This window comes from Serratia proteamaculans, from assembly GCF_946227095.1.
In the GTDB taxonomy this organism is placed as follows: Bacteria; Pseudomonadota; Gammaproteobacteria; order Enterobacterales; family Enterobacteriaceae; genus Serratia; species Serratia proteamaculans_E.
Genome location: NZ_CAMISV010000015.1, coordinates 46,052 through 72,992, shown reverse-complemented (window position 1 = coordinate 72,992; position 26,941 = coordinate 46,052). Strand labels below are relative to the sequence as shown.

The 26,941-nt window shown below is 54.7% G+C and carries 24 protein-coding genes and 2 tRNA genes; 23 read left to right on the top strand and 3 right to left on the bottom strand.

Features of this window, described 5'->3' with window-relative positions; genetic code table 11:
- Positions 1-8: 8 nt before the first annotated feature.
- A complete protein-coding gene (gene dacB / locus OC597_RS23025) occupies positions 9-1,442 on the bottom strand; it encodes a serine-type D-Ala-D-Ala carboxypeptidase (protein WP_262210628.1) in 1,434 nt (477 codons plus the stop codon).
- 256 nt (positions 1,443-1,698) lie between these two features.
- Between dacB and greA the strand changes: the two genes are divergently transcribed.
- Entirely contained in the window at positions 1,699-2,175 is a 477-nt protein-coding gene (gene greA, locus OC597_RS23020) for a transcription elongation factor GreA (RefSeq protein WP_085119470.1), read from the top strand.
- Between the two features lie 114 nt (positions 2,176-2,289).
- Here the strand turns inward: greA and yhbY are convergent, their stop codons facing one another.
- Positions 2,290-2,583 (bottom strand): ribosome assembly RNA-binding protein YhbY, encoded by a 294-nt coding sequence (yhbY, locus tag OC597_RS23015; RefSeq protein WP_004933536.1) that lies wholly within the window; start codon positions 2,581-2,583, stop codon positions 2,290-2,292.
- Positions 2,584-2,727: 144 nt separating this feature from the next.
- Between yhbY and rlmE the strand changes: the two genes are divergently transcribed.
- From rlmE to yedF, 19 genes are all read left to right on the top strand, one after another.
- Complete coding sequence (gene rlmE / locus OC597_RS23010) at positions 2,728-3,357, top strand: 23S rRNA (uridine(2552)-2'-O)-methyltransferase RlmE (RefSeq protein WP_012004940.1); 630 nt, start codon at positions 2,728-2,730, stop codon at positions 3,355-3,357.
- 56 nt (positions 3,358-3,413) lie between these two features.
- Positions 3,414-5,345, top strand: a complete 1,932-nt coding sequence (ftsH, locus tag OC597_RS23005) for an ATP-dependent zinc metalloprotease FtsH (RefSeq protein WP_085119471.1) — start codon at positions 3,414-3,416, stop codon at positions 5,343-5,345.
- Positions 5,346-5,437: 92 nt separating this feature from the next.
- Positions 5,438-6,271 carry a dihydropteroate synthase gene (gene folP / locus OC597_RS23000; RefSeq protein WP_261463157.1) on the top strand — a complete coding sequence of 278 codons (834 nt, stop codon included), beginning with the start codon at positions 5,438-5,440 and terminating at the stop codon, positions 6,269-6,271.
- A gap of 7 nt (positions 6,272-6,278) precedes the next feature.
- Positions 6,279-7,616 carry a phosphoglucosamine mutase gene (glmM, locus tag OC597_RS22995; RefSeq protein ID WP_261463158.1) on the top strand — a complete coding sequence of 446 codons (1,338 nt, stop codon included), beginning with the start codon at positions 6,279-6,281 and terminating at the stop codon, positions 7,614-7,616.
- Positions 7,617-7,867: 251 nt separating this feature from the next.
- Positions 7,868-8,203 carry a preprotein translocase subunit SecG gene (gene secG, locus OC597_RS22990; protein ID WP_012004944.1) on the top strand — a complete coding sequence of 112 codons (336 nt, stop codon included), beginning with the start codon at positions 7,868-7,870 and terminating at the stop codon, positions 8,201-8,203.
- Positions 8,204-8,281: 78 nt separating this feature from the next.
- A tRNA-Leu gene (locus OC597_RS22985) sits at positions 8,282-8,368 on the top strand.
- 60 nt (positions 8,369-8,428) lie between these two features.
- Positions 8,429-8,505: transfer RNA gene (locus OC597_RS22980), tRNA-Met, on the top strand.
- A 217-nt stretch (positions 8,506-8,722) separates the two neighbouring features.
- Complete coding sequence (rimP, locus tag OC597_RS22975; protein ID WP_071827073.1) at positions 8,723-9,175, top strand: ribosome maturation factor RimP; 453 nt, start codon at positions 8,723-8,725, stop codon at positions 9,173-9,175.
- A 21-nt stretch (positions 9,176-9,196) separates the two neighbouring features.
- Positions 9,197-10,705, top strand: coding sequence for a transcription termination factor NusA (gene nusA / locus OC597_RS22970; protein WP_085119476.1), 1,509 nt, complete (start codon positions 9,197-9,199; stop codon positions 10,703-10,705).
- Positions 10,706-10,729: 24 nt separating this feature from the next.
- A complete protein-coding gene (gene infB, locus OC597_RS22965; protein WP_207978098.1) occupies positions 10,730-13,417 on the top strand; it encodes a translation initiation factor IF-2 in 2,688 nt (895 codons plus the stop codon).
- Positions 13,418-13,487: 70 nt separating this feature from the next.
- Positions 13,488-13,898, top strand: coding sequence for a 30S ribosome-binding factor RbfA (gene rbfA / locus OC597_RS22960; protein WP_085119479.1), 411 nt, complete (start codon positions 13,488-13,490; stop codon positions 13,896-13,898).
- Positions 13,898-14,842, top strand: a complete 945-nt coding sequence (gene truB, locus OC597_RS22955) for a tRNA pseudouridine(55) synthase TruB (RefSeq protein WP_129935225.1) — start codon at positions 13,898-13,900, stop codon at positions 14,840-14,842. The genes rbfA and truB overlap by 1 nt, the downstream gene beginning before the upstream one ends.
- A 123-nt stretch (positions 14,843-14,965) precedes the next feature.
- The gene (rpsO, locus tag OC597_RS22950; RefSeq protein ID WP_012004950.1) at positions 14,966-15,235 is read left to right on the top strand and encodes a 30S ribosomal protein S15; all 270 of its coding nucleotides are present in this window, start codon (positions 14,966-14,968) and stop codon (positions 15,233-15,235) included.
- Between the two features lie 255 nt (positions 15,236-15,490).
- A complete protein-coding gene (gene pnp / locus OC597_RS22945; RefSeq protein ID WP_085119483.1) occupies positions 15,491-17,608 on the top strand; it encodes a polyribonucleotide nucleotidyltransferase in 2,118 nt (705 codons plus the stop codon).
- A gap of 128 nt (positions 17,609-17,736) precedes the next feature.
- Positions 17,737-18,621: a lipoprotein NlpI gene (gene nlpI / locus OC597_RS22940; RefSeq protein ID WP_012004952.1), complete on the top strand. Its 885-nt coding sequence runs from the start codon at positions 17,737-17,739 to the stop codon at positions 18,619-18,621.
- Positions 18,622-18,737: 116 nt separating this feature from the next.
- On the top strand, positions 18,738-18,818 hold the full coding sequence (yrbN, locus tag OC597_RS26670) for a protein YrbN (protein ID WP_096335046.1): 81 nt from the start codon (positions 18,738-18,740) through the stop codon (positions 18,816-18,818).
- Positions 18,808-20,769: a DEAD/DEAH family ATP-dependent RNA helicase gene (locus OC597_RS22935; protein WP_261256919.1), complete on the top strand. Its 1,962-nt coding sequence runs from the start codon at positions 18,808-18,810 to the stop codon at positions 20,767-20,769. The genes yrbN and OC597_RS22935 overlap by 11 nt, the downstream gene beginning before the upstream one ends.
- A gap of 144 nt (positions 20,770-20,913) precedes the next feature.
- A complete protein-coding gene (yedE, locus tag OC597_RS22930; protein ID WP_261256921.1) occupies positions 20,914-22,128 on the top strand; it encodes a selenium metabolism membrane protein YedE/FdhT in 1,215 nt (404 codons plus the stop codon).
- Positions 22,125-22,364 (top strand): sulfurtransferase-like selenium metabolism protein YedF, encoded by a 240-nt coding sequence (gene yedF / locus OC597_RS22925; protein WP_004952879.1) that lies wholly within the window; start codon positions 22,125-22,127, stop codon positions 22,362-22,364. The genes yedE and yedF overlap by 4 nt, the downstream gene beginning before the upstream one ends.
- 67 nt (positions 22,365-22,431) lie before the next feature.
- Here yedF and OC597_RS22920 read toward each other — a convergent pair whose 3' ends face one another.
- Entirely contained in the window at positions 22,432-23,445 is a 1,014-nt protein-coding gene (locus OC597_RS22920) for a luciferase-like monooxygenase (RefSeq protein ID WP_261285462.1), read from the bottom strand.
- A 224-nt stretch (positions 23,446-23,669) separates the two neighbouring features.
- Between OC597_RS22920 and OC597_RS22915 the strand changes: the two genes are divergently transcribed.
- From OC597_RS22915 to OC597_RS22905, 3 genes are read left to right on the top strand one after another with little or no spacing between them, the layout of a single operon-like run.
- A complete protein-coding gene (locus OC597_RS22915) occupies positions 23,670-24,641 on the top strand; it encodes an HlyD family secretion protein (RefSeq protein ID WP_085119492.1) in 972 nt (323 codons plus the stop codon).
- Positions 24,623-25,777: an ABC transporter permease gene (locus OC597_RS22910; RefSeq protein WP_085119493.1), complete on the top strand. Its 1,155-nt coding sequence runs from the start codon at positions 24,623-24,625 to the stop codon at positions 25,775-25,777. The genes OC597_RS22915 and OC597_RS22910 overlap by 19 nt, the downstream gene beginning before the upstream one ends.
- Positions 25,774-26,937 carry an ABC transporter permease gene (locus OC597_RS22905; protein WP_261256924.1) on the top strand — a complete coding sequence of 388 codons (1,164 nt, stop codon included), beginning with the start codon at positions 25,774-25,776 and terminating at the stop codon, positions 26,935-26,937. Before OC597_RS22910 ends, OC597_RS22905 begins: the two co-directional genes overlap by 4 nt.
- The last annotated feature ends 4 nt before the right edge of the window (positions 26,938-26,941 follow it).

Sequence of the window (26,941 nt, the reverse complement as noted above, 5' to 3'; positions counted from 1 at the left end):
CACAACCCTCAGTTATTCTGATAAATATCTCGGTACAGGCGGCTTTCGAAACGCACCAATGGAGCGCGGCGCTGCTTCTGGTCTTCCGGCGGCACGGCATAGCCCGACAGATACTGTACGAAGGCAAAACGCTGACCGCTGGCAGTGGTGATAAAACCGGCCAGGTTATACACGCCTTGCAGCGCGCCGGTTTTGGCAGAAACCTTGCCGTCAACACCGGCTTCATGCAGACCGCCACGGTAACGCAGGGTTCCGTCGTAGCCGGACAAAGGTAGCATTGAAATAAAGTTCAGTTCACTGTCATGCTGCGCGATGTACTGCAACGCCTGCATCATGGTTGCCGGGGCCAGCAAGTTGTGGCGTGACAGGCCTGAGCCATCCACTACGATGCTGTTGCCCAAATTAACCCCGGCTTTCTGACGAAGGACCTGACGCACCGCGTCGGCACCGGCTCGCCAGGTGCCTGGAACGCCGAAACGTTCATGACCGATCGTGCGGAATACGGTATCGGCGATCATGTTGTCCGATTTCTTCAGCATGATCTTCAGCAACTCGTGCAGCGGCGCGGATTGAGTCTGTGCGATCACCGTTCCCTTCAGGCCCGGTTGGGTCTGACGCTTCAAGTGGCCGTCGATCTGAATACCGGCCTGTTTCAGCTCATCTTTTAAAATAGCGCCGGCATAGCTGGCACCATCCTGAATGGCAAAGGCCAGCGGCAGCGGATCGCTACGTTGGGTCAGACAGCCGGTCAGGGTAAAGCGATTCAACTCGCCCGGTACCACATCCAGCTCACAATACTGGGCGTCTGCGGAACCTTTCGCCAGCGTACGTACCTGGCTGAACATATTGACCGGGTAATAGGAGGCCACGCGAATAAAGGCCATGTCGCCCGGATTTGGCGCGCTGTACAGCGACACCGAGAAGCAGTTGCGATCGACTATCGCCGCCGCCGGTGGGGCGCTGAAGCACTGAGTCAGGTCGTTCCACGGCCAACCTGGGGCTTTATCATGGCTGGCGAATACCGAAGTATCGACCAGCACATCGCCGGTAATCTGGCGTACGCCCTGTTTTTTCAGGATCGCCACCATGTTGCGCAGGCTCTGGCGCTTAAAGGTTGGATCGCCGCTGAAGCGGGCAATCAGGTTGCCGCGCAGCACGCCGTCACTGATATCACCCTGGCTTTCCAGCGTGGTCGTGAAGCGATAGTCGGGGCCGAGCTGCAATAAAGCAGCCAGCGCGGTCAGCACTTTCTGGGTACTGGCCGGCAACGCCATTTGCTGAGAGTGATAATCGATGGTCGGTGCGTCTGCGCCGATCTTCTGAACTACCAGGGCAAGGTTGGCCCCATCAGGCAAATATTGTGTGTAATCTTCAACCGGGGCCGCATTCGCATTTAGAACAAATGCGCAAGCCAATGCACTGACAATTCGTGAAAAACGCATAATCTCGGGATAACAGCTGGATAACGTGCCGTCATACTACGGTGCATTCAGGGAAAAAGTAAACGATGACCCTCAAGGAACTCTACGCTAAAATGCGTATCAAAATGCAAAATCGATCCTGACTTGGGCAACCGTTCCGAGTCAGGCTTCTTTTGTTTGTCGCCTGGAGGCGGGGGGCATGCACCCACCGTTTTTTCATTCGAACACGTCAGGATGACGGTTATTTGAACAGGAAAGATTTAGAGGTATTTACATTATGAAACAGATTCCGATGACCTTGTTTGGCGCTGAGAAACTGCGCGAAGAACTCGATTTTTTGAAAGGTGTGCGTCGTCCGAAAATCATTGCGGACATCGCTGACGCCCGTGAACACGGCGATTTGAAAGAAAACGCAGAGTACCATGCCGCTCGTGAGCAGCAGGGTTTTTGCGAAGGGCGTATCCAGGAAATTGAAGCCAAGTTGTCCAACGCGCAGGTGATCGATATCACCAAGATGCCAAACAATGGCCGCGTGATTTTTGGCTCCACCGTATCGGTGATGAACCTGGATAGCGAAGAAGAAGTGACCTACCGCATCGTTGGCGACGACGAAGCCGATTTCAAGAAAAATCTGATTTCGGTGAATTCACCGATGGCGCGCGGTTTGATCGGTAAAGAAGTTGATGACGTGGTAGTGATAAAAACCCCGGGTGGCGATGTCGATTATGAGATCTTGAAGGTTGATTATCTCTGATTGCTCTGCATTCGTTCAGAAAATCGCCAGGGTTTTGTAAAGAAAGGAAAAAGGCCGCACGCGGCCTTTTATCTGAATCAGGTGCATGGCACCTTTTCGTTAACCCAATGCTTATTAACGCGGTAGACTGATCTTGCGCTCTTTCGACGGGCGGTAAAGAATAAGCGTACTACCGATGACTTGCACGTTGCAGGCACCCGTTTCACGCACGATAGCGTCGGCGATCAGGGTTTTGGTCTCGCGATCTTCAGCAGCGATTTTTACCTTGATCAGCTCATGATGCTCCAGAGCCTGTTCAATTTCAGCCAGCACCCCTTCGGTGAGACCGTTATTACCCAGCATGACAACCGGTTTTAACGGATGCGCCAAGCCTTTCAGGTGCTGTTTTTGTTTATTATTCAGATTCATTGTCTTTTTTGCTTAAGTTGGGATTGAAAACGGTACATTCTACCGCCATCTCATGTATATCACCAAATCGGTCTTCACCGGTGTGAGTCTACATGAGCAGCGAACCTGACATTAAGACTCTTTTTATGATAGTTGGAAAACGAGATGGCTAATAAAAAGCGTTCTGCTAGCTCCAGTCGCTGGTTACAAGAACACTTTAGCGATAAATATGTTCAACAGGCGCAGAAAAAAGGGCTGCGTTCGCGCGCCTGGTTTAAACTTGATGAAATACAGCAGAGTGACAAACTGTTTAAACCCGGCATGACCGTAGTGGACTTGGGTGCGGCACCGGGTGGTTGGTCGCAATATGTCGTGACCCAGATCGGCGGTTCCGGCCGTATCATCGCCTGTGATATTTTACCAATGGATCCTATCGTTGGCGTCGATTTCCTTCAGGGCGATTTTCGTGATGAACTGGTGCTCAAGGCTCTGTTGGAACGTGTAGGTGAAAGCAAGGTTCAGGTGGTTATGTCTGACATGGCCCCGAATATGAGTGGCACTCCGGCCGTCGATATTCCAAGATCGATGTATCTGGTGGAATTAGCACTGGGAATGTGTCGTGATGTCCTCGCACCAGGCGGAAGTTTCCTGGTGAAGGTGTTCCAGGGAGATGGTTTTGACGAGTACCTACGGGAAATTCGCTCCCTGTTTACGAAGGTTAAGATTCGTAAGCCAGACGCTTCCCGCGCACGTTCGCGCGAAGTGTACATTGTAGCGACAGGGCGCAAGCTGTAGTACCCTAACGCTGTTTGTTAACACAGTTGTAATATGAGGTTAATCCCTTGAGTGACATGGCGAAAAACCTAATTCTCTGGTTAGTCATCGCGGTAGTGTTGATGTCTGTATTCCAGAGCTTTGGGCCCAGCGAGTCGAATGGCCGTAGGGTGGATTACTCTACCTTCATGTCCGAGCTGACCCAGGACCAGGTTCGCGAAGCGCGAATCAACGGACGTGAAATTAACGTTACCAAGAAAGACAGTAACAAATACACGACCTACATCCCCGTCAACGATCCTAAATTGCTGGATACGTTGTTAACCAAGAATGTGAAAGTTGTTGGTGAACCGCCTGAAGAGCCGAGTTTGCTGGCTTCTATCTTTATTTCGTGGTTCCCAATGCTGTTGCTGATCGGGGTTTGGATCTTCTTTATGCGGCAAATGCAGGGCGGCGGCGGTAAGGGCGCGATGTCCTTCGGCAAGAGCAAGGCCCGCATGCTGACGGAAGACCAGATCAAAACCACTTTTGCTGACGTTGCTGGTTGCGACGAAGCAAAAGACGAAGTGAGCGAACTGGTGGAATACCTGCGCGAGCCGAGCCGTTTCCAGAAGCTGGGCGGCAAGATCCCTAAAGGCGTGCTGATGGTTGGCCCTCCAGGGACCGGTAAAACGCTGTTGGCGAAAGCGATCGCCGGCGAGGCAAAAGTGCCGTTCTTCACCATTTCCGGTTCCGATTTTGTGGAAATGTTTGTGGGTGTCGGTGCCTCTCGTGTGCGTGACATGTTCGAACAGGCCAAGAAAGCGGCTCCGTGCATCATCTTTATCGATGAAATCGACGCCGTCGGTCGCCAGCGTGGCGCCGGTCTGGGTGGCGGTCACGATGAACGTGAGCAAACGCTGAACCAGATGCTGGTTGAGATGGACGGCTTCGAAGGCAATGAAGGCATTATCGTCATCGCCGCGACCAACCGTCCAGACGTGCTTGACCCGGCATTGCTGCGTCCAGGTCGTTTCGACCGTCAGGTTGTCGTTGGTCTGCCAGACGTACGTGGCCGTGAACAGATCCTGAAAGTGCATTCCCGTCGCGTGCCTTTGGCGCCAGATGTTGATGCTTCAGTACTGGCACGCGGTACTCCGGGCTTCTCCGGTGCTGACCTGGCTAACCTGGTCAACGAAGCAGCGTTGTTTGCCGCTCGCGGCAACAAACGCGTCGTGTCGATGGTTGAGTTCGAAAAAGCCAAAGACAAGATCATGATGGGTGCGGAACGTCGCTCCATGGTGATGACCGAAGCGCAGAAAGAGTCGACCGCGTATCACGAAGCAGGCCACGCCATTATCGGCCGTCTGGTTCCTGAGCACGACCCGGTGCACAAGGTAACGATTATTCCTCGTGGCCGCGCGTTGGGTGTCACCTTCTTCCTGCCGGAAGGCGATGCAATCAGCGCCAGCCGTCAGAAGCTGGAGAGCCAAATCTCTACTCTGTACGGTGGTCGTCTGGCTGAAGAGATCATTTACGGGCCAGAGAAAGTCTCTACCGGTGCGTCGAACGACATTAAAGTGGCGACCTCGATTGCCCGCAACATGGTGACCCAATGGGGCTTCTCCGAGAAGCTGGGGCCACTGCTGTATGCGGAAGAAGAGGGCGAAGTGTTCCTGGGCCGTTCCGTGGCCAAGGCGAAACACATGTCGGACGAAACCGCGCGCATCATCGACCAGGAAGTTAAATCCCTGATCGAACGCAACTACATTCGTGCGCGTGCGTTGTTGATGGAAAACATGGACATCCTGCATTCAATGAAGGATGCGCTGATGAAGTATGAAACCATCGATGCGCCACAGATCGACGATCTGATGAACCGCAAAGACGTGCGTCCGCCAGCGGGTTGGGACGATGCGAGCAAAGGCAGCAACTCCGACAATGGTGGCACACCAAAAGCCCCAACGCCGGTAGATGAGCCACGCACGCCAAACCCAGGCAATACCATGTCTGAACAGCTAGACAAGTAACTTTGGCTGTGTAATAACATCGAACCCCGGCATGCCGGGGTTTTTTATTGTCCGGCGGGCAGTGAACCAGGCAACAGTAAGGTGGATTAGTAATGCAGTTAACCGTGCGAGACACGACTTTCGATCTTTCCCATCCACGGGTGATGGGGATCCTCAACGTAACCCCGGATTCTTTTTCTGACGGCGGCCAACACAACCAGCTAAATCAGGCGTTGTTGCATGCCCATGCACTGATTTCGGCCGGTGCGACCATGATTGATGTGGGTGGCGAGTCGACCAGACCGGGAGCGGCAGAGGTCAGTGAGGAGGAAGAGATCGCACGCGTAGTGCCCGTGGTGGAAGCGATAGCCCGGCGTTTTGAGGTCTTTATCTCGGTGGATACCTCGAAAGCCGGGGTGATCCGTGAATCGGCCCAGGCGGGGGCGCATTTGATCAACGACGTTCGCTCGCTGCAGGAACCGGGTGCGCTGGCCGCAGCTGCAGAAACTGGGCTACCGGTATGCCTGATGCATATGCAGGGTGAACCGCGAACCATGCAGCAGGCGCCGCACTATGACGACCTTATTGGTGACGTAAACGCCTTTTTCCAACGGCATATTGAACGCTGTAACGCCGCCGGGATTACAAATCAGAAATTGCTGCTCGACCCTGGATTCGGTTTCGGTAAGAATTTAGCGCACAATTATCAGCTTCTGGCCAGATTGTCAGAGTTTCATCACTTCGGCCTGCCGTTGTTGGTGGGGATGTCACGTAAGTCGATGATTGGACAACTGCTGAATGTGCCCCCTGAGCAGCGGGTCATCGGCAGCGTGGCCTGTGCGGTGATCGCCGCCATGCAGGGCGCACAGATTGTCAGAGTGCATGACGTTAAAGAAACCGTCGAGGCGATGCGTGTCGTCGAGGCAACACTTTCAGCTAAGGGATGATAGAGACATGAGCGAGCGCAAATATTTTGGTACCGACGGCATTCGTGGCAAGGTCGGTGATAGTCCTATTACCCCTGAGTTCGTTCTAAAGCTTGGCTGGGCGGCGGGTAAGGTATTGGCACGTCACGGGTCTCGTAAAATTATTATCGGCAAAGACACCCGCATCTCTGGCTATATGCTGGAGTCGGCGCTGGAAGCCGGGCTTGCCGCTGCGGGGTTGTCTGCCTCGTTCACCGGCCCGATGCCGACGCCGGCGGTGGCGTATCTGACGCGCACCTTCCGTGCTGAAGCTGGCATTGTGATCTCGGCATCGCATAACCCGTTTTATGACAACGGCATTAAATTCTTCTCGATTGATGGGGCCAAGTTGCCGGACCATGTTGAAGAAGCCATTGAAGCCGAAATGGAAAAGCCGCTGACCTGCGTGGAATCCTCAGAATTGGGCAAGGCCAGCCGTATCATCGACGCTGCCGGCCGCTATATTGAATTTTGTAAAGGCACCTTCCCGAGCGAGCTGAGCCTGAAAGGCCTGAAAATCGTGGTGGACTGCGCCAATGGCGCGACCTATCACATTGCACCAAGCGTGCTGCGCGAGTTGGGCGCCACGGTGATTGCCATCGGCGTTGAGCCAGACGGCATGAATATCAATGAGAAGTGCGGCGCGACCGACGTTCGTCAATTGCAGGAGCGCGTGCTGCAGGAAAAAGCCCATGTCGGCCTGGCATTTGACGGTGATGGCGACCGCGTGATGATGGTTGATCACCTTGGCAACAAGGTCGATGGTGACCAAATCCTGTATATCATTGCTCGCGAAGGGCTGCGTCAGGGCCAGTTGCGCGGTGGTGCGGTTGGTACGCTGATGAGCAACATGGGGCTGGAGCTGGCGCTCAAGCAGCTGGGCATTCCCTTTGCACGCGCGAAAGTCGGTGACCGCTACGTACTGGAGAAGCTGCAAGAACTGGGGTGGCGCATCGGTGCGGAAAACTCCGGCCACGTGATCCTGCTGGACAAAACCACCACGGGTGACGGTATTGTCGCCGGTCTGCAGGTGCTGACCGCGATTGTTCGCAACAGTATGAGTCTGCATGATCTGTGCAGCGGCATGAAATTGCTGCCGCAAATTCTGGTCAACGTGCGCTTTGTCGGCGAGCACAACCCGCTGGAGTCCGAAGAAGTGCGTAAAGTTACCGAGCAGGTTGAAGTTGAGTTGGCCGGTCGCGGCCGTGTCCTGCTGCGCAAATCCGGCACCGAACCTCTGATCCGCGTAATGGTTGAAGGTGAGGATGAGCAGCAGGTGACTGCGCTGGCGCATCGCATCGCCGATGCGGTGAAATCTGCGGGTTAATTGAACGTTGATGAGTTCGGGGGCGGTCATTGCCCCCGAAAATCACAGCCTGCGAATTTTATTGGTGTTTTTTTCCGCAAACGCGCCGGTGGCTGCAAATTGCCCTTGCGTGGCTTAGCGCCTTTGGTTAGTATTCACACCCGCTTCAGTGGGCAGTTTGATATAACGCCTGCGACTTCTTGTTAGAAAAGAAGCCTATGGGGTGTGAAGCATTTGGCACGCGGTGAAGCCGCAAGGATACGGGTACAACTATGTACGAAGCTCTTCTGGTAATTTTCCTGCTGATCTCAATCGGGCTGGTAGCTCTGATTATGCTGCAGCAAGGTAAAGGCGCTGATATGGGAGCCTCATTCGGAGCAGGTGCGTCTGGCACATTGTTCGGTTCGAGTGGTTCCGGCAACTTCATGACCCGCATGACGGCTGTGCTGGCGACGTTGTTCTTCGTCATCAGTCTGATCCTGGGCAACCTGAGCACCAACCAGACCAAAAAAGGCAGCGAGTGGGAAAATCTGGGTCAGCCAGTGAAATCTGAGCAGACTACCGCGCCGGCAGCACCAACCAAGCCGAGCAGCGATATCCCGCAGTAAGCGCCAGGCAGTAACAGAGTTTGAAAACGGTTGTTGTTACCTCGATATAAATAACAGCCGTTAGCAGTAAGAATCAGTACCGAGGTGGTGGAATTGGTAGACACGCTACCTTGAGGTGGTAGTGCCCTAACGGGCTTGTGGGTTCGAGTCCCATCCTCGGTACCAAATCCCAGAGATAACTTGCTATTTTGCGATTATCGGCGTAATATTTGCCACGTTTTCGGACGCGGGGTGGAGCAGCCTGGTAGCTCGTCGGGCTCATAACCCGAAGGTCGTCGGTTCAAATCCGGCCCCCGCAACCACTTTCCTTTAAGTGTTTATTTTCAAATACACTTTTCGATTGAATTCCGCTTTTCTCGATCAACATTTGAAAATGACACTTGCTAGAAAGTTGCACCGAAGCCGCTTAGCGGCAAACAGGGTCCAGTTGCATAAAGCCCCGAATTTTCGGGGTTTTTTGTTATTTGGCAACAGAATCACTGGGCTATTAGGCCCTTTTTTTATGTCTTGGGGGTGGGCTTGTCCACATTAGAGCAAAAATTAACAGAGATGCTTTCGGCACCGGTAGAAGCGTTGGGCTTTGAACTTGTAGGCATCGAATTTATTCGTGCGCGCCAATCGACGCTCCGTATCTATATTGATAGTGAAAACGGCATCAATGTTGACGATTGTGCTGATGTCAGCCACCAGGTCAGCGCTGTATTGGACGTCGAAGAGCCAATCACAGTGGCTTACAACTTGGAAGTCTCCTCTCCTGGCCTTGATCGCCCGATGTTCACCGCCGAGCACTATACTCGTTTCCTCGGTGACGAAGTCAGCCTGGTCCTGCGCATGGCCGTACAGAACCGTCGCAAATGGCAGGGCATTATTAAGTCTGTCGATGGCGAGATGATCACGGTTACTGTGGAAGGGAAAGATGAAGTGTTCGCGCTGAGCAACATCCAGAAAGCGAACCTGGTACCCCACTTTTAAAGTTTGGATGAGGCAACTAGGATGAATAAAGAGATTCTGGCTGTTGTTGAAGCTGTTTCCAATGAAAAATCCCTTCCGCGTGAGAAGATTTTCGAAGCGCTGGAAACCGCATTAGCCACCGCCACCAAGAAAAAATACGAGCAGGAAATCGAAGTTCGCGTCAGCATTGACCGCAAAACGGGCGATTTCGATACCTTCCGTCGTTGGGTTGCTGTAGATGAAGTGACTCAGCCAACGCGTGAAATCACGCTGGAAGCTGCACAGTATGAAGAGCCAGGCATGGAACTGGGCGGTTACATCGAAGATCAGATTGAATCTGTCACCTTCGACCGTATCACCACTCAGACCGCGAAACAGGTTATCGTACAGAAAGTCCGTGAAGCCGAGCGCGCCATGGTGGTTGATGCCTTCCGTCAGCACGAAGGTGAAATCGTCACCGGCGTGGTGAAGAAAGTTAACCGTGACAGCATTGCGCTGGATCTGGGTAGCAACGCCGAAGCGGTGATTGGCCGTGAAGACATGCTGCCACGCGAAAACTTCCGTCCGGGCGACCGCATCCGCGGTATCCTGTACGCCGTTCGTCCTGAAGCCCGTGGTGCGCAGCTGTTTGTCAGCCGCTCCAGCGCCGAGATGCTGAAAGAGCTGTTCCGCATCGAAGTACCGGAAATCGGCGAAGAAGTGATTGAAATTAAAGCGGCAGCCCGCGATCCTGGCTCCCGTGCGAAAATTGCAGTGAAAACCAACGACAAACGCATCGACCCAGTCGGCGCTTGTGTAGGTATGCGCGGTGCGCGCGTTCAGGCTGTTTCGAGCGAGCTCGGCGGTGAACGTATCGACATCATCCTGTGGGATGATAACCCTGCGCAGTTCGTCATCAACGCCATGGCGCCGGCAGATGTTGCCTCGATCGTGGTTGATGAAGATAATTGCACTATGGATATCGCCGTTGAAGCCAGCAATCTGGCACAGGCGATCGGCCGTAATGGCCAAAACGTGCGTTTGGCATCCCAGCTGTTAAAACAACATCGTGACGATGACCGTTGGGAACTGAACGTGATGACGGCGGACGATCTGCAGGCCAAGCACCAGGCCGAAGCTCATGCCGCCATTGATACCTTCACCAAACATCTTGATATTGACGAAGATTTCGCCACCGTACTGGTTGAAGAAGGCTTCTCTACTCTGGAAGAGTTGGCTTACGTGCCAATCAAAGAGCTGCTGGAAATCGACGGTCTGGATGAAGATATGGTTGAAGCGTTGCGCGATCGCGCCAAAGCTGCATTGACCACGCTGGCCCTGGCACAAGAAGAAAGCCTGGGCGACCAAAAACCTGCTGACGATTTGCTCAACCTGTCGGGTCTTGAGCGCAGCATGGCCTTTAAACTGGCCGCGCGTGGGGTTTGTACGCTGGAAGATCTTGCCGAGCAGGGTGTTGACGATCTGGCTGATATTGAAGGGCTTAGCGATGAGCAAGCCGGCGAGCTGATTATGGCCGCACGTAATATCTGTTGGTTTGGCGACAACGCGTAATAAACTGTAGCAGGAAGGAACAGCATGACGACAGATGTAACCGTAAAATCGCTGGCAGCAGAGATCCAAACTCCAGTTGATCGCCTGGTACAGCAGTTTGCTGATGCAGGGATTAACAAGTCGGAGAGCGACTCTGTAACCCAACATGAGAAAGAAGCCTTACTGGCGCACTTGAACCGTGAACACGGTAGCGCGCCGGGTAAGCTCACGTTGCAGCGCAAAACGCGCAGCACCTTGAATATTCCGAGCACCGGCGGTAAAAGTAAATCGGTGCAAATTGAGGTCCGCAAGAAACGCACTTATGTAAATCGCGATACGCCAGAAGCCCAACAGGCTGAAGCGGCAGAGCAGGCACAGCGTGAAGCGGAAGAGCAGGCACAGCGCGCAGCAGAAGAGCTAGCGAAACGCGAAGCAGAAGCAAAGCGCGCAGCCGAAGAGCAAGCCAAACGTGAGGCCGCGGAGATCGCTAAGCGTAATTCAGCGGAAAAAGAAAAAGTGACGAATCAACATACCGACGAAATGACCAAGCCAGCACAGGCAGAAAAAGCACGCCGTGAAGCCGAAGCCGCAGAACTGAAACGTAAAGCGGAAGAGGAAGTTGGGCGCAAGGTTGAAGAAGACGCCAAACGCGTAGCGGAAGAAGCGCGCCGCATGGCCGAAGAGAAAGGCGAAGAATGGGCTGCTGCTGAGAAAGCCAGCGCAGCGGTTGAAACTGCCGATTATCATGTAACCACTTCCCAGCACGCCCGTGCTGCCGAAGACGAAAACGATGCTAAAGTTGAAGGCGAACGCCGCGCCCGCACTCGTGGCGGTAAAGCGACCAAGCAGAAGAAAGGCAACAAACTTTCCGAGTCTAAAGCAGACCGTGAAGAAGCGCGCGCAGTTACCCGTGGTGGTAAAGGCAAGCGTAAGCCAAGCACTCTGCAGCAAGGCTTCAACAAGCCGGCTCAGGTGGTTAACCGTGACGTTGTGATCGGCGAAACCATTACCGTAGCCGAACTGGCTAACAAGATGGCGGTTAAAGGCTCTCAGGTCATCAAAGCGATGATGAAGATGGGCGCAATGGCCACCATCAACCAGGTTATCGATCAGGAAACCGCGCAGCTGGTTGCCGAAGATATGGGCCACAAAGTTATCCTGCGTCGTGAGAACGAGCTGGAAGAAGCGCTGATGAGCGACCGTGATACCGGTGCTGCGGCTGAGCCACGTGCGCCAGTTGTGACCATCATGGGCCACGTTGACCACGGTAAAACTTCTCTGCTGGACTACATCCGCTCCACTAAAGTGGCAGCAGGCGAGGCCGGTGGTATTACCCAGCATATCGGTGCTTACCACGTAGAAACCGAAAACGGCATGATCACCTTCCTGGATACCCCAGGCCACGCAGCCTTTACTTCAATGCGTGCTCGTGGTGCTCAGGCGACAGACATCGTTGTTCTGGTTGTTGCTGCCGACGACGGCGTGATGCCGCAAACCATCGAAGCTATCCAGCATGCGCAAGCAGCGAAGGTACCTTTGGTGGTTGCAGTAAACAAAATTGACAAGCCGGAAGCCGATCCGGATCGCGTTAAACAGGAACTGTCCCAGTACGGCGTTATGCCAGAAGAATGGGGCGGCGAAGCTCAGTTCGTTCACGTATCTGCGAAAGCCGGTACCGGTATCGACGAACTGCTGGAAGCTATCCTGTTGCGTTCTGAAGTTCTCGAACTGAAAGCGGTACGCAGCGGCATGGCTAGCGGCGTAGTTATCGAGTCCTTCCTGGATAAAGGTCGTGGCCCGGTTGCTACCGTGCTGGTACAGGAAGGTACGCTGAATAAAGGCGATATCGTTCTGTGTGGCTTCGAATACGGCCGTGTGCGTGCGATGCGTGACGAACTGGGTCACGAAGTGACCTCAGCAGGTCCTTCTATTCCGGTTGAGATCCTGGGCTTGTCCAGCGTTCCTGCTGCCGGTGATGAAGTGACTGTAGTGCGTGACGAGAAGAAAGCGCGTGAAGTTGCGCTGTACCGTCAAGGCAAGTTCCGCGAAGTTAAACTGGCGCGTCAGCAGAAATCCAAACTGGAAAACATGTTTGCGAACATGACCGACGGTGAAGTTTCTGAGCTGAACATCGTACTGAAATCCGACGTACAGGGTTCTTGTGAAGCGATTTGCGAATCACTGCTGAAACTCTCTACCGACGAAGTGAAAGTGAAGATTGTTGGCTCTGGCGTAGGTGGTATCACCGAAACCGACGCCACGCTGGCAGCGGCTTCCAACGCTATCATCCTGGGCTTCAACGTCCGTGCCGACGCTTCTGCGCGCCGCGTGATTGAAGCAGAAAGCCTGGATCTGCGTTACTACTCCGTGATCTATAACCTGATCGACGAAGTGAAGCAGGCGATGAGCGGTATGTTGGCGCCTGAATACAAGCAGCAGATTATCGGCCTGGCCGCCGTGCGTGACGTGTTCAAATCGCCTAAATTCGGTGCCATTGCAGGTTGTATGGTTACCGAAGGTAATATCAAACGTCACAACCCAATCCGCGTTCTGCGCGACAACGTGGTTATCTATGAAGGCGAGCTGGAATCCCTGCGCCGCTTCAAAGATGACGTTAACGAAGTCCGTAACGGCATGGAATGTGGTATCGGTGTTAAGAACTACAACGACGTGCGCGTCGGCGACATGATCGAAGTATTCGAAATCATCGAGATCCAACGCACCATCGCTTAACGCTAGCACATCTGCTTAAGTCTGTTCTGGGGGGCCTTGTGCCCCCCGATTTGTCTGGAGAATCCACAAAATGGCAAAAGAATTCAGCCGCGGTCAGCGCGTGGCACAAGAGATGCAAAAAGAGATTGCTATCATTTTGCAGCGTGAAGTCAAAGACCCGCGTGTCGGCATGGCTACCGTTTCTGGTGTAGAAGTTTCTCGTGATTTGGCCTACGCCAAAGTTTATGTCACCTTCCTGAACGTGTTGACCGAAAACGCCGATCCGGATCTGGTGCCTAAGGGCATTAAAGCGCTGGAAGACGCTTCAGGCTACATCCGCACGCTGCTGGGTAAAGCCATGCGCCTGCGCGTAGTACCTGAGCTGACCTTCGCTTACGATAACTCTCTGGTTGAAGGCATGCGCATGTCCAACCTGGTGACCAACGTAGTGAAGAATGACGCCGAACGCCGTTCCGCATCAGGCGATGACGAGGAGGCTTAATGAGTCGCCCTCGTCGCCGCGGCCGTGATATCCACGGTGTCCTGTTGCTGGACAAACCGCAGGGCCTGTCGTCCAACGACGCCCTGCAAAAAGTAAAACGCCTCTATAACGCCAATCGCGCTGGCCACACCGGCGCGCTCGACCCGCTGGCGACCGGCATGCTGCCGATTTGCCTCGGTGAGGCGACCAAGTTTTCACAGTTCCTGCTCGATTCCGACAAACGCTATCGCGTGATTGCCCGACTTGGCCAGCGTACCGACACCTCGGATGCTGACGGCCAGATAGTGCAGGAGCGACCGGTGAATTTCACCCAGGCGCAGCTCGATGTGGCGCTGGACAGTTTCCGTGGCGATATCAAGCAAGTGCCTTCGATGTACTCGGCGCTGAAGTACCAGGGCAAGAAACTCTACGAGTATGCTCGCCAGGGTATCGAAGTACCGCGTGAAGCGCGCAGCATTACCGTTTACGAACTGCAGTTTATTCGCTGGGAAGGGGATGAGCTGGAGCTGGAAATTCACTGTTCGAAAGGCACTTACATCCGCACCATCACCGATGACCTCGGTGAGTTGCTGGGTTGCGGTGCGCACGTGATCTACCTGCGTCGTCTGCAGGTAGCGACCTACCCGACCGAGCGCATGGTCACGCTGGAGCAGTTGAATGAATTGCTGGAGCAGGCCCATCGGCAGGAAGTCGCCCCGGCCGAGCTGCTCGATCCGCTGTTGATGCCAATGGACAGCCCGGTGGAAAACTACCCGGAAGTGAATCTGCTGCCCGTTGTCGCGGGTTACGTGAAGCAGGGACAACCGGTTCAGGTTGCCGGCGCACCGGCCTCGGGCATGGTGCGTATCACCGAAGGTGAAGAGCGTAAATTTATCGGCGTGGGTGATATTGCCGATGACGGTCGTGTGGCGCCGCGCCGCCTGGTAGTTGAATATTTCGACTAAGGGCAGAAAACGCACTGTCTTGCGATCGCACTGCGCTAAGAGTAGAATGGCGCAGCTTATGCATTGGGTTGCTGAATTAGAGATCGGCGCCTGTATTTATTATCTATAATCTGGAGTATGACAATGTCTCTAAGTGTTGAAGCTAAAGCTAAAATCGTAGCTGATTTCGGTCGTGGTACTAACGACAGCGGTTCTTCCGAAGTTCAGGTTGCCCTGTTGACTGCGCAGATCAACCATCTGCAAGGCCACTTCTCAGAGCACAAAAAAGATCACCACAGCCGTCGTGGTCTGCTGCGTATGGTTTCTCAGCGTCGTAAGCTGCTGGATTACCTGAAGCGTAAAGATGTAGCACGTTATACCAGCCTGATCGAGCGTCTGGGTCTGCGTCGCTAATCAAGCGAGTTTCAGTGGAAAGGGGCCTATTTTGGCCCCTTTCTTCTAGGAAGCATAAGCAAATCAGGTTAATGTATTACTGATGTTTCCAAACAGGATCTTCCGTTACAGAGGTTCGCGCGGCTAATGAGAGGCTTTGTCTCAGGCTTGAGATAAGGATTGTCATTAGTCGCGAGGATGTAGTGAGAAGGCAAACCGAGTCACTGGCGTGTCGAGTCGTCAATACGATTGCGCGCCTAATCTAAGGATATAATTTTGCTGACACCGATCATTCGCAAATTCCAGTATGGCCAGCATACACTCACTATTGAGACCGGTATGATGGCTCGTCAGGCCACTGCCGCCGTTATGGTGAGCATGGATGACACCGCCGTATTCGTTACCGTAGTTGGCCAGAAAAAAGCCAAACCAGGCCAGAGCTTCTTCCCACTGACGGTTAACTATCAGGAGCGTACCTACGCTGCTGGTCGTATCCCGGGTAGCTTCTTCCGTCGTGAAGGCCGTCCGAGCGAAGGTGAAACCCTGACCTCTCGTCTGATTGACCGTCCGATCCGTCCACTGTTCCCGGACAGCTTCCTGAACGAAGTTCAGGTGATCGCGACCGTAGTTTCCCTTAACCCGCAGGTTAACCCGGACATCGTTGCGATGATCGGCGCCTCTGCAGCCCTGAGCCTGTCCGGTATTCCGTTCAATGGCCCAATCGGTTCTGCGCGCGTGGGTTACATCAACAATCAATACGTGTTGAACCCAACCAGCGACGAGCTGAAAGAAAGCAGCCTGGATCTGGTGGTTGCCGGTACCGCTGGCGCAGTACTGATGGTTGAATCCGAAGCTGACGTTCTGAGCGAAGATCAGATGCTGGGCGCGGTGGTCTTTGGCCACGAGCAACAGCAAATCGTTATCGAGAACATTAACTCCCTGGTTGCCGAAGCTGGCAAAGCCAAGTGGGACTGGCAGGCACCTGCAGTCAACGAAGCGCTGCACGCGCGCGTTGCAGAACTGGCAGAAGGCCGCCTGGGCGACGCTTATCACATCACCGAAAAACAAGAGCGTTATGCTCAGGTAAATGCGATCAAGAGCAGCGTTGTTGAAACCTTGCTGGCACAGGACGAAACTCTGGACGCGTCTGAAATTCAGGACATCCTGGGTAGCGTTGAGAAAAACGTCGTTCGTAGCCGCGTACTGCGTGGCGAGCCGCGTATCGACGGCCGTGAGAAAGACATGATCCGTGGTCTGGACGTGCGCACCGGCGTGCTGCCGCGTACCCACGGTTCCGCACTGTTCACCCGTGGTGAAACTCAGGCACTGGTTACCGCAACACTGGGCACCGCCCGTGACGCGCAGAACCTGGATGAGCTGATGGGCGAAAAAACCGACAGCTTCCTGTTCCACTACAACTTCCCTCCGTACTCCGTTGGTGAGACTGGGATGGTAGGTTCACCAAAACGTCGTGAAATTGGTCACGGTCGCCTGGCAAAACGTGGCGTATTGGCTATGATGCCTAAACCAGAAGATTTCCCGTACACGGTGCGTGTGGTTTCTGAAATCACCGAATCCAACGGTTCTTCTTCCATGGCTTCCGTCTGTGGTGCTTCTCTGGCGCTGATGGATGCAGGTGTGCCAATCAAAGCTGCCGTTGCCGGTATCGCAATGGGCCTGGTGAAAGAACAAGATAACTTTGTTGTTCTGTCTGACATTCTGGGTGACGAAGATCACCTGGGCGACATGGACTTCAAAGTGGCCGGTAGCCGTGACGGTATTACCGCGCTGCAGATGGACATTAAAATTGAAGGCATCACCCGCGAGATCATGCAGGTTGCACTGAACCAGGCCAAGGGCGCGCGTTTGCATATCCTGGGCGTGATGGAACAGGCTATCAGCACCCCGCGTGGCGATATCTCTCAGTTTGCACCACGTATTCACACTATCCGAATCAACCCGGACAAGATCAAAGACGTGATTGGTAAAGGCGGTTCTGTCATCCGTGCGCTGACTGAAGAGACCGGCACTACTATCGAAATCGAAGATGATGGTACAGTTAAAATTGCTGCTACCGACGGTGAGAAAGCGAAATTCGCTATCCGCCGCATCGAAGAGATCACTGCCGAGATCGAAGTGGGCCGTATTTACCAGGGTAAAGTTACCCGTATCGTTGATTTCGGCGCATTCGTGGCGATCGGCGGCGGTAAAGAAGGTCTGGTGCACATCTCTCAAATCGCTGACAAGCGCGTTGAGAAAGTGACCGACTATCTGCAGATGGGTCAGGAAGTACCGGTTAAGGTACTGGAAGTTGACCGTCAGGGCCGTGTGCGTCTGAGCATCAAAGAAGCGACAGCACCAGAAGCAGGTTCACCTGCGCCTGAAGCAGAATAACTGTATAGATAGATTTACAGCTCCCCGCCATGGGGTTGGGAGCTGTTCGTATCGCGCGGGTAGGATGCCTGCGTATTAGCAAACGGATGAAAGGATGTTCATCCAATGTTTGTCTTCGGGAGTGGGAAATGAAGCCTTTCTTGCGCTGGTGTTACGTTGCGACAGCACTCATGCTGGCAGGATGCAGCAACCATGATTGGCGTAAAGACGAAGTTTTGGCGATCCCGTTGCAGCCAACACTGCAGCAGGAAGTGATCCTGGCGCGCATGGAACAAATACTTGCCAGCCGGGCACTGACGGACGATGAGCGTGCGCAGCTTTTATATGAACGCGGTGTACTGTATGATAGCCTCGGGCTACGTGCACTGGCGCGCAATGATTTCTCGCAAGCGCTGGCGATACGTCCTGATATGCCAGAAGTTTTCAACTACCTGGGCATTTACTTAACGCAGGCAGGCAATTTTGATGCTGCCTATGAAGCGTTTGATTCTGTACTAGAGCTTGATCCAACTTACAATTACGCGCGTTTAAACCGGGGCATCGCTCTTTATTATGGCGGCCGCTTCCCGTTGGCGCAGGATGATCTGCAGGCGTTTTATCAAGACGACCCAAACGATCCCTTCCGTTCGTTGTGGCTGTATCTTGTGGAAAGAGAAATCGATCCCAAGAAGGCTGACGTAGCGCTCCAGCAGCGTTATGACAAAGCGAACCGAGGGCAATGGGGATGGAATATTGTCGAATTCTACCTGGGCAACATCAGTGAAAAAACGCTGATGGAAAGGCTCAAGGCAGATGCAACGGATAACACTTCGCTCGCTGAGCATCTCAGTGAAACTGACTTCTATTTGGGTAAACACTACCTGAGTCTGGGGGACAAGGACACCGCTTCGGCGCTGTTCAAACTGACGGTTGCTAACAACGTTCATAACTTCGTTGAGCACCGCTATGCATTGTTGGAATTGGCGCTGTTGGGCCAAGAACAAGACGACCTATCGGAATCGGACCAGCAATAGCTGACGAACAACTATCAGCCTGATATACATTGGTTTTTTGCCAAAGTTATCGCCTTAACGGGCGAGGGCTTTTTTGTTCGTTTTATAATCTAATTTGAGCCGGTTCACACTTTTCAATGAAAATGACTGAAAATTTTCTCGACGAGTTATGTAGACTGGCTGCCATTATTAATGAGGCACGTGTACATGACTACTGAGCTTGAAACCTCTTTTGCTGACCTGGGGCTGTCTGCTCCGATCATTTCTGCCCTGACCGATCTGGGCTACGAAAAACCGTCACCGATCCAGGCTGAGTGTATTCCTCACCTGTTGAACGGCCGCGATGTGCTGGGCATGGCACAGACCGGTAGCGGTAAAACTGCAGCATTCTCGCTGCCACTGTTGCACAACCTGAAAGCTGAGTTGAAATCACCTCAGATTCTGGTGCTGGCACCGACCCGCGAACTGGCGGTTCAGGTTGCTGAAGCAATGACCGATTTCGCAAAACACATGAATGGCGTTAACGTTGTGGCCCTGTACGGCGGCCAGCGTTATGACGTTCAGCTGCGCGCTCTGCGTCAGGGCCCGCAAGTTGTAGTAGGTACCCCAGGCCGTCTGCTGGACCACCTGAAGCGTGGCACCCTGAACCTCTCTAACCTGAGTGGTCTGGTGCTGGATGAAGCCGACGAAATGCTGCGCATGGGCTTTATCGAAGACGTAGAAACCATCATGGCGGAGATCCCGGCTGAACATCAGACCGCGCTGTTCTCTGCAACCATGCCGGAAGCTATCCGTCGCATTACCCGTCGCTTTATGAAAGATCCGCAGGAAGTACGCATTCAATCCAGCGTCACTACCCGTCCGGACATCAGCCAGAGCTACTGGACTGTGCAGGGCATGCGTAAAAACGAAGCGTTGGTACGTTTCCTGGAAGCCGAAGACTTTGATGCGGCGATTATCTTCGTGCGTACCAAAAATGCGACACTGGAAGTGGCCGAAGCGCTGGAGCGCAGTGGTTACAGCAGCGCCGCACTGAACGGTGACATGAACCAGGCCCTGCGTGAGCAGACCCTGGAGCGTCTGAAAGATGGTCGTCTGGACATCCTGATCGCGACCGACGTTGCTGCCCGTGGCCTGGACGTTGAACGTATCAGCCTGGTTGTGAACTACGACATCCCTATGGATTCCGAGTCTTACGTTCACCGTATCGGCCGTACCGGCCGTGCTGGTCGTGCCGGCCGTGCGCTGCTGTTCGTTGAAAACCGCGAACGCCGCCTGCTGCGCAACATCGAACGCACCATGAAGCTGACCATTCCAGAAGTTGAACTGCCGAATGTAGAACTGCTGGGTGAGCGTCGTCTGGCCAAGTTTGCCGCTAAAGTACAGCAACAGCTGGAAAGCAGCGATCTGGACATGTACCGCGGCCTGCTGGCTAAACTGCAGCCGGGTGAAGAAGAGCTGGAAATGGAAACTCTGGCCGCAGCACTGCTGAAAATGGCACAGGGCGAACGTCCTCTGATCCTGCCAGCTGATCCTGTGTTCAAACCGCGTCAGCGTCGTGAATTCAACGACCGTGACGATCGCGGTACCGACCGTCGTCGTGACGCGCGTCCAGACAGCCGTGACGGTGGCGCTGAGCGTCCACGTCGTGAACGTCGTGACGTTGGCGAAATGCAGCTGTACCGCATTGAAGTGGGCCGTGATGATGGCGTTGAAGTTCGTCATATCGTTGGCGCGATCGCTAACGAAGGCGACATCAGCAGCCGTTACATTGGTAACATCAAGCTGTTTGCCGGCCACTCCACTATCGAGCTGCCAAAAGGTATGCCGGGCGAGATCCTGTCTCATTTCACCCGTACCCGCATCCTGAACAAGCCGATGAACATGCAACTGCTGGGCGATGCACAGCCGCATGAACGTCGTGAGCGTCCTGCACCTGCCGGTAACGGTGAGCGTCGTGGCGGGGCTCGTCCTTCCACCGGCGAACGTCGTGAAGGGGCAAACCCAGGCCGCCGTTCTTTCGGTGATCGTCGTGAAGGCGGTGCTGCTGCACCTGCCGGCAACGGTGGCGAGCGTCGTGGCGGTAACTTCAACCGTGACGGCCAGCGCGCCCCACGTCGTGATGACGCCGCTCCGGCTGCACCACGTCGTCGCTTCGGTGATGCATAACGCCTGATTTAGCCGTTCGCGGTTAATCGGACTAAAAACCAGCCTTCGGGCTGGTTTTTTTATGCCTGAAATTCGCCGTTAAGGGGAAGAAAATGGCGTATCATTTATAAGGTTTTTTTATGGATACTACGCACGGGAGATGCCATGAGTTGGCAGCAGTTTAAGTCTCAATACCTGGTGCGCTTTTGGGCACCTTTACCTGCGGTGATTGCCGCCGGGATCCTTTCTACCTATTACTTTGGTTTGACCGGGGCCTTCTGGGCGGTGACCGGCGAGTTTACCCGCTGGGGCGGCCACGTCTTGCAGCTGTTTGGTCTGCACCCCGAGCAATGGGGTTACTTCAAGGTCATCGGCCTTGAGGGTACGCCGCTGCAGCGCATCGACGGCAGAATGATCATCGGCATGTTCGCCGGCTGTATCGCCGCTGCGCTGTGGGCTAACAACATCAAGCTGCGCCAGCCGCAAAACCGCATCCGCATTGTGCAGGCGCTGCTGGGGGGGATTATCGCCGGTTTTGGGGCGCGCCTGGCGATGGGCTGCAACCTGGCGGCCTTCTTTACCGGCATTCCGCAGTTCTCGCTGCATGCCTGGTTCTTTGCGCTGGCGACCGCCGCCGGTTCTTACTTTGGTGCCAAATTTACCCTGCTGCCGATGTTTCGCATTCCGATCAAATTGCAGAAGGTGAAGGCCGCCGCGCCGCTGACTCAAAAACCGGAACAGGCGCGCCGCCGTTTCCGTCTGGGCATGGTAGTTTTCTGTCTGGCGATCGCTTGGTCATTGTGGACGCTGTTTGATGCACCGAAGTTGGGTATCGCCATGTTGTTTGGCATCGGTTTTGGCCTGCTGATTGAAAGGGCGCAAATTTGCTTCACCTCGGCGTTCCGCGATCTGTGGATCAGCGGCCGCACTCATATGGCTAAAGCGATTATTCTCGGTATGGCTGCCAGTGCCATCGGTATTTTCAGCTACGTACAACTGGGTGTGGCACCAAAAATCATGTGGGCTGGCCCCAATGCGGTGTTGGGCGGATTGTTGTTTGGTTTCGGCATCGTTCTGGCGGGCGGTTGCGAAACTGGCTGGATGTACCGTGCGGTTGAAGGTCAGGTGCACTACTGGTGGGTAGGGTTGGGGAATATCATTGGCGCTACGCTGTTGGCCTATTACTGGGATGATTTGGCCCCAACGCTGGCCACCGACTACGACAAGGTCAACCTGCTGGAGACCTTCGGCCCCATCGGCGGCCTGTTGGTGACCTACCTGCTGCTGGCAGTGGCGTTTGGCGCCATGCTGTGGTGGGAGAAACGTTTTTTCCGCGCCAAACCCGACGCGCAGGTAGTTAATTTAAGGAGTGTGTCATGAAACAAGCGGCGATAGTGCCGGATTACCGGTTGGATATGCTGGGTGAGCCTTGCCCTTATCCGGCCGTGGCGACGCTGGAGGCGATGCCGCAGTTGAAGCCCGGGGAAATCCTCGAGGTGATCAGCGACTGCCCGCAGTCGATCAACAACATTCCCCTTGATGCACGCAACCACGGCTATAAGGTGCTGGATATCCAGCAGGACGGGCCGACCATCCGCTATCTGATCCAGCGCTAGTCAGTAGTCGGGGAAAAGGAAAAGCAGGGAGGCAATAAACTGGGGGATCATCTCCCCCAGTTTTCACTTAGGCTTTCACCAAATCGCCCTTCACGGCGGCGACAATTTCAAACGAATGCAGCCGCGCCTGATGGTCAAAGATCTGGCCGTTGACCATGATTTCATCCGCACCGGTTTCGTTGAGTAGCGTCTGCAACCCGCTGCGTACGGTAGCTTCATTGCCGATAACCGACATGCGCAGCGCCTGATCGACCCCGTATTGTTCCCCGGCGGTCCACAAGGCGTGGATATTGTCGACTGGCGCCGGCAACGGACCCGGCGAGCCGCGGCGCAGATTGATAAACTGCTGCTGCATCGAGGTAAACAGGAAACGCGCTTCAGCGTCACTGTCGGCAGCCACCACGTTGACACACACCATGGCGTGCGGTTGCTGGCATTGCTCGGAAGGCTTGAAGTTGTCGCGATACAGATTAAATGCCTGGAACAACATCTCCGGCGCAAAATGGGAAGCGAAGGCAAACGGCAGGCCGAGCTGTGCCGCCAGCTGTGCGCTGTACAGGCTGGAGCCCAACAGCCAGATCGGGACGTGCAGCCCCTGGCCGGGTACCGCCTGCACCGGCTGACCCGGTTGGACATCACAGAAGTAATGCTGCAGTTCCTGCACGTCGCGTGGGAAATTATCCACCTCACCGGACAGATGACGACGCAGTGCCATCATGGTGCGTTGGTCGGTACCGGGGGCGCGGCCCAGACCCAGATCGATACGCCCGGGATAAAGCGATTCCAGCGTGCCGAACTGCTCGGCGATCACTAGCGGTGCATGGTTGGGCAGCATCACGCCACCGGATCCGAGGCGGATGCTCTGGGTACCGGCGGCCAGATAGCCCAGCAGCACCGAGGTGGCCGCGCTGCCGATGCCGGTCATATTGTGGTGTTCTGCCAGCCAATAGCGCTGGTAGCCCCATTTTTCGGCATGTTGTGCTAGATCTAAAGAGGCGTGAAATGCATCGCGCGGTTTGGCCCCTTGCGGGATAGGGGATAAATCCAATACTGAGACAGGTATCGCCGTTTTTTCAGTCATGACATCGTCCATCAAAGAGTTGATCGCTTAAAGGGCGATTGCAGAAGTCTGCAAACTACAAAGCCAAATGTGCTTTTAGTGTTAAAAGCATAATCCAATTTATGGTTATAAAAGAGGATATATGTGCTTGTGATATCCTTATGAGTAAAATGGTTTTTTGGGAGCCGATTGAAATATGGACGTGATGATTCCACCCGCCGCTTATCGCTCAGGGAGCTGAGAGAATGAAAAAAAAGACATTGTTTACCTTACTGTTGATGGTGGTGGCGGTCGCCATGGCGATCTTGTTCCGTGCGCATAATCAGGATTTGTTATTGCAAGGGGAAGTGGACGCGCCGGAGGTGATCGTGGCCTCCAAAGCCAAGGGGCGAGTGATTGAACGACTGGTGGAGCGGGGTGACGACGTGAAAGCCGCACAGGTCATGATCCAGCTTGATAGCCCGGAGTTGATGGCGCAACTGCGTTCTGCACAGGCATCACGCGATGAAGCCAAGGCGCAGCTCGACCAATCTCTGCACGGCACGCGTGAAGAAAGCATCCGTAATCTGCGTGCCAACCTGGCGCAGGCTGAGGCGCAATACCGTAATGCGCAGAATGACTACAACCGCAACCTGAGCGTATCCGGCAAAGGCTATATTTCGAAGTCCGAGTTGGACAGCTCGCGCCGTGCACGTGATACCGCATTCCAACAGGTGCAGGCGGCCAAGGCCAATCTGGACGAAGGCACTAACGGCGACCGTATCGAACTGCGTCAGCAATATGCTGCAGCGCTGCGGGCGGCGGAAGAAAACCTGCTGCAAGTGAAAGCCCAGACGGATGACCTGCGGGTTGTCGCCCCGGTGGCCGGTGAAGTGGGGCCGATCCCGGCGGAGGTAGGAGAACTGCTGAATGCCGGCAGCCCGTTGCTGACGCTGATCCGCGTTCCGGATGCCTACTTCGTGTTTAACCTGCGTGAAGACATTTTGGCTCATGTGCGCAAGGGCGATAAGATCCAGATGCGGGTACCGGCGCTGAAGGACAAAATGATCGAAGCAGAGGTACGTTATATTGCGCCGCTGGGTGACTACGCCACTAAACGCGCCACCCGCGCTACCGGTGACTTCGACCTGAAAACCTTTGAAGTGCGTCTGTATCCGTCACAGCCGGTTGACGGCCTGCGTCCAGGGATGAGCAGCTTATGGCTATGGAAAGAGTAAGGGCCGGTTGGCGCTGCTTCAGCCACGCGTTTGACAACGAGTGCCGCGTTGCCTTCCGCAGCCCGGTGGTGCACTGGCTGAGCTGGATTTTTCCGCTGATCCTGTTTGGCCTGATCAGCAGCAACTTTTCCGAAGGCACCTTGCTCGATCTGCCGGTGTCGGTGGTGGATAACGATCACAGTTCGCTGTCCAAGTCGCTGACCCGCAGACTGGATGCCGGCTCTCATGCCCATGTCGAACTCTATGACGGCGGGTTGGCCGAGTCGCTGCACCGCCTGCGTAGCGCACAGGATTACGCGTTGTTATACGTGCCGCCAGATTTCGAAGCCAATGCGCTGGCAGGCAAGCAGCCGAGCGTGGTGATGTATTACAATGCGTTGTTCTATGGGGCCGGGTTGTATTCCACCCAGGATTTCAGCGGTCTGATGACCGAGATTAACGCCAACTACCGCAGTATTATCGCCGCCGAGATGGGGAAAACCTTGCCACCGCTGGCGGACGTGACGCTGTCGTACGGCAGTTTGTTCAATGCCAGCGGCAGCTACATCTATTACCAGCAGTTTGCTGCCACCATTCACCTGCTACAGCTGTTCGTGGTGACCTGTATGATCTACGTGCTGGCGCGCAGTAAATCGCTGCTGACGGCCCGGCCGTTCAGCCTGGCGCTGTTGGGTAAACTGGCACCCTACACCCTGTGCTTCACCAGTCTGTTGATGGTTGAGATTGCCGCGCTGGTGGGTATTTTTGATGCCCGCGTCAGCGGTAATCCGCTGTTCATGCTGATGATAGCCTTCTTCTACGTGATGGCGGCGCAGAGCATTGGCCTGCTGTTGTATACCTTTACCAGCACCACCATCACCGCCTACAGCCTGATCGCCATCCTGGTGAGTATCGCGCTGACCTTCTCGGGGATGGCGGTACCGGAGCTGTCGATGCCGTTACCGGCACGCATCATCTCCAATATTGAGCCCTTGACCCATGCGCTGTATGCGATGTTCGACGTGTTCCTGCGGCAGGTACCGGCCAGTGCCATCTTCAGCGTTTGCGCTTTGTTGTTTGTCTATCCGCTGGTGGCCGCGCTGCTGGTGCGTAACCGGCTGCTGCCGCGGTTGCTGAAGGAAGGGAACGCGGGATGAAAATCTACTGGCAAACCTTCGTCCGGGTGCTGTTGGGCATGCTGGAACGGCCGATGTGGCTGATGTTGATCCTGTCGCTGTGCGTTATGAGCATGGTCTATGCCAACCGAACGGTGTGGGATCTGCCGGTCGGCGTTATCGATCAGGACCACAGCACGGCCAGCCGTGAATTGATCCGCCAACTGGACGCCACCTCGAAGATCGCCATCGTGACTTACGACAGCCTCGAGCAGGCAAAAAGTGACCTCGGCTGGCGTAAATTGTTCGCGGTGATCATCATGCCGGTGGATCTGGAGAAAAAGATCCTGAGCGGCCAAAATATCGTGGTGCCGGTTTACGGCGATGCCACCAACCGACTGGCCAATGGGCAGATCCAGCAAGACGTGGTGGCGGCCTATCAACAGCTCCTTTCCGAATACAACAATGGGTTATTGCTGCGCAGTGGTTTCAGTGAACGCCAGGCGCAGGTGATCCTGACGCCCATACAGGGGCAGACGCTGGATGTGTTCAACCCCGGCATCAGTTTTGCGGCGATTATCTTCCCAGGCTTGCTGGTGATGCTGTTGCAGCACTCATTATTGATTGCCTGCGTACGCGTCAGCATTGCCATGAAGAGCATGCCCGGTGGTAAGCCACCACTGGCGGCCCATTTGGGCGGGCTGACGGCGCTGTTGCCGATCTGGTTATTCCTGTCGATCGTGCTGTTCGTGCTGTGGCCGTGGGTGCTGGGTTATCGCCAAACGGCGGGCATTCCAGAAATTTTGCTGCTGACCTTCCCGTTCCTGTTGGCGGTACTGGGGCTGGGCAAACTGGTGACCGAGTGCCTGCGCAGCGTTGAAATGATCTACCTGACTCTGGCGTTTATCACCACGCCGATATTTTACCTCTCCGGTACCATCTGGCCGTTACAGGCGATGCCGGGCTGGGTGCGGGCGATTTCCTATTGTATTCCCTCCACCTGGGCCACCAAGGCGGTTGCCGGGGTAAACCAGATGGGACTGTCGCTGAACGAGGTCTGGGGCGATGTGATGATGTTGCTGGTGCTGGGGATTATTTACACCCTGCTGGGTGTCGGCGTGGGTTTTGTGCACAACAGCGTGGCGTTGCGCAGCTTGTTGCGCAGACGGCAAGTTAACCCGAGTTCCAGCAAGGAGGGCTGAAGCC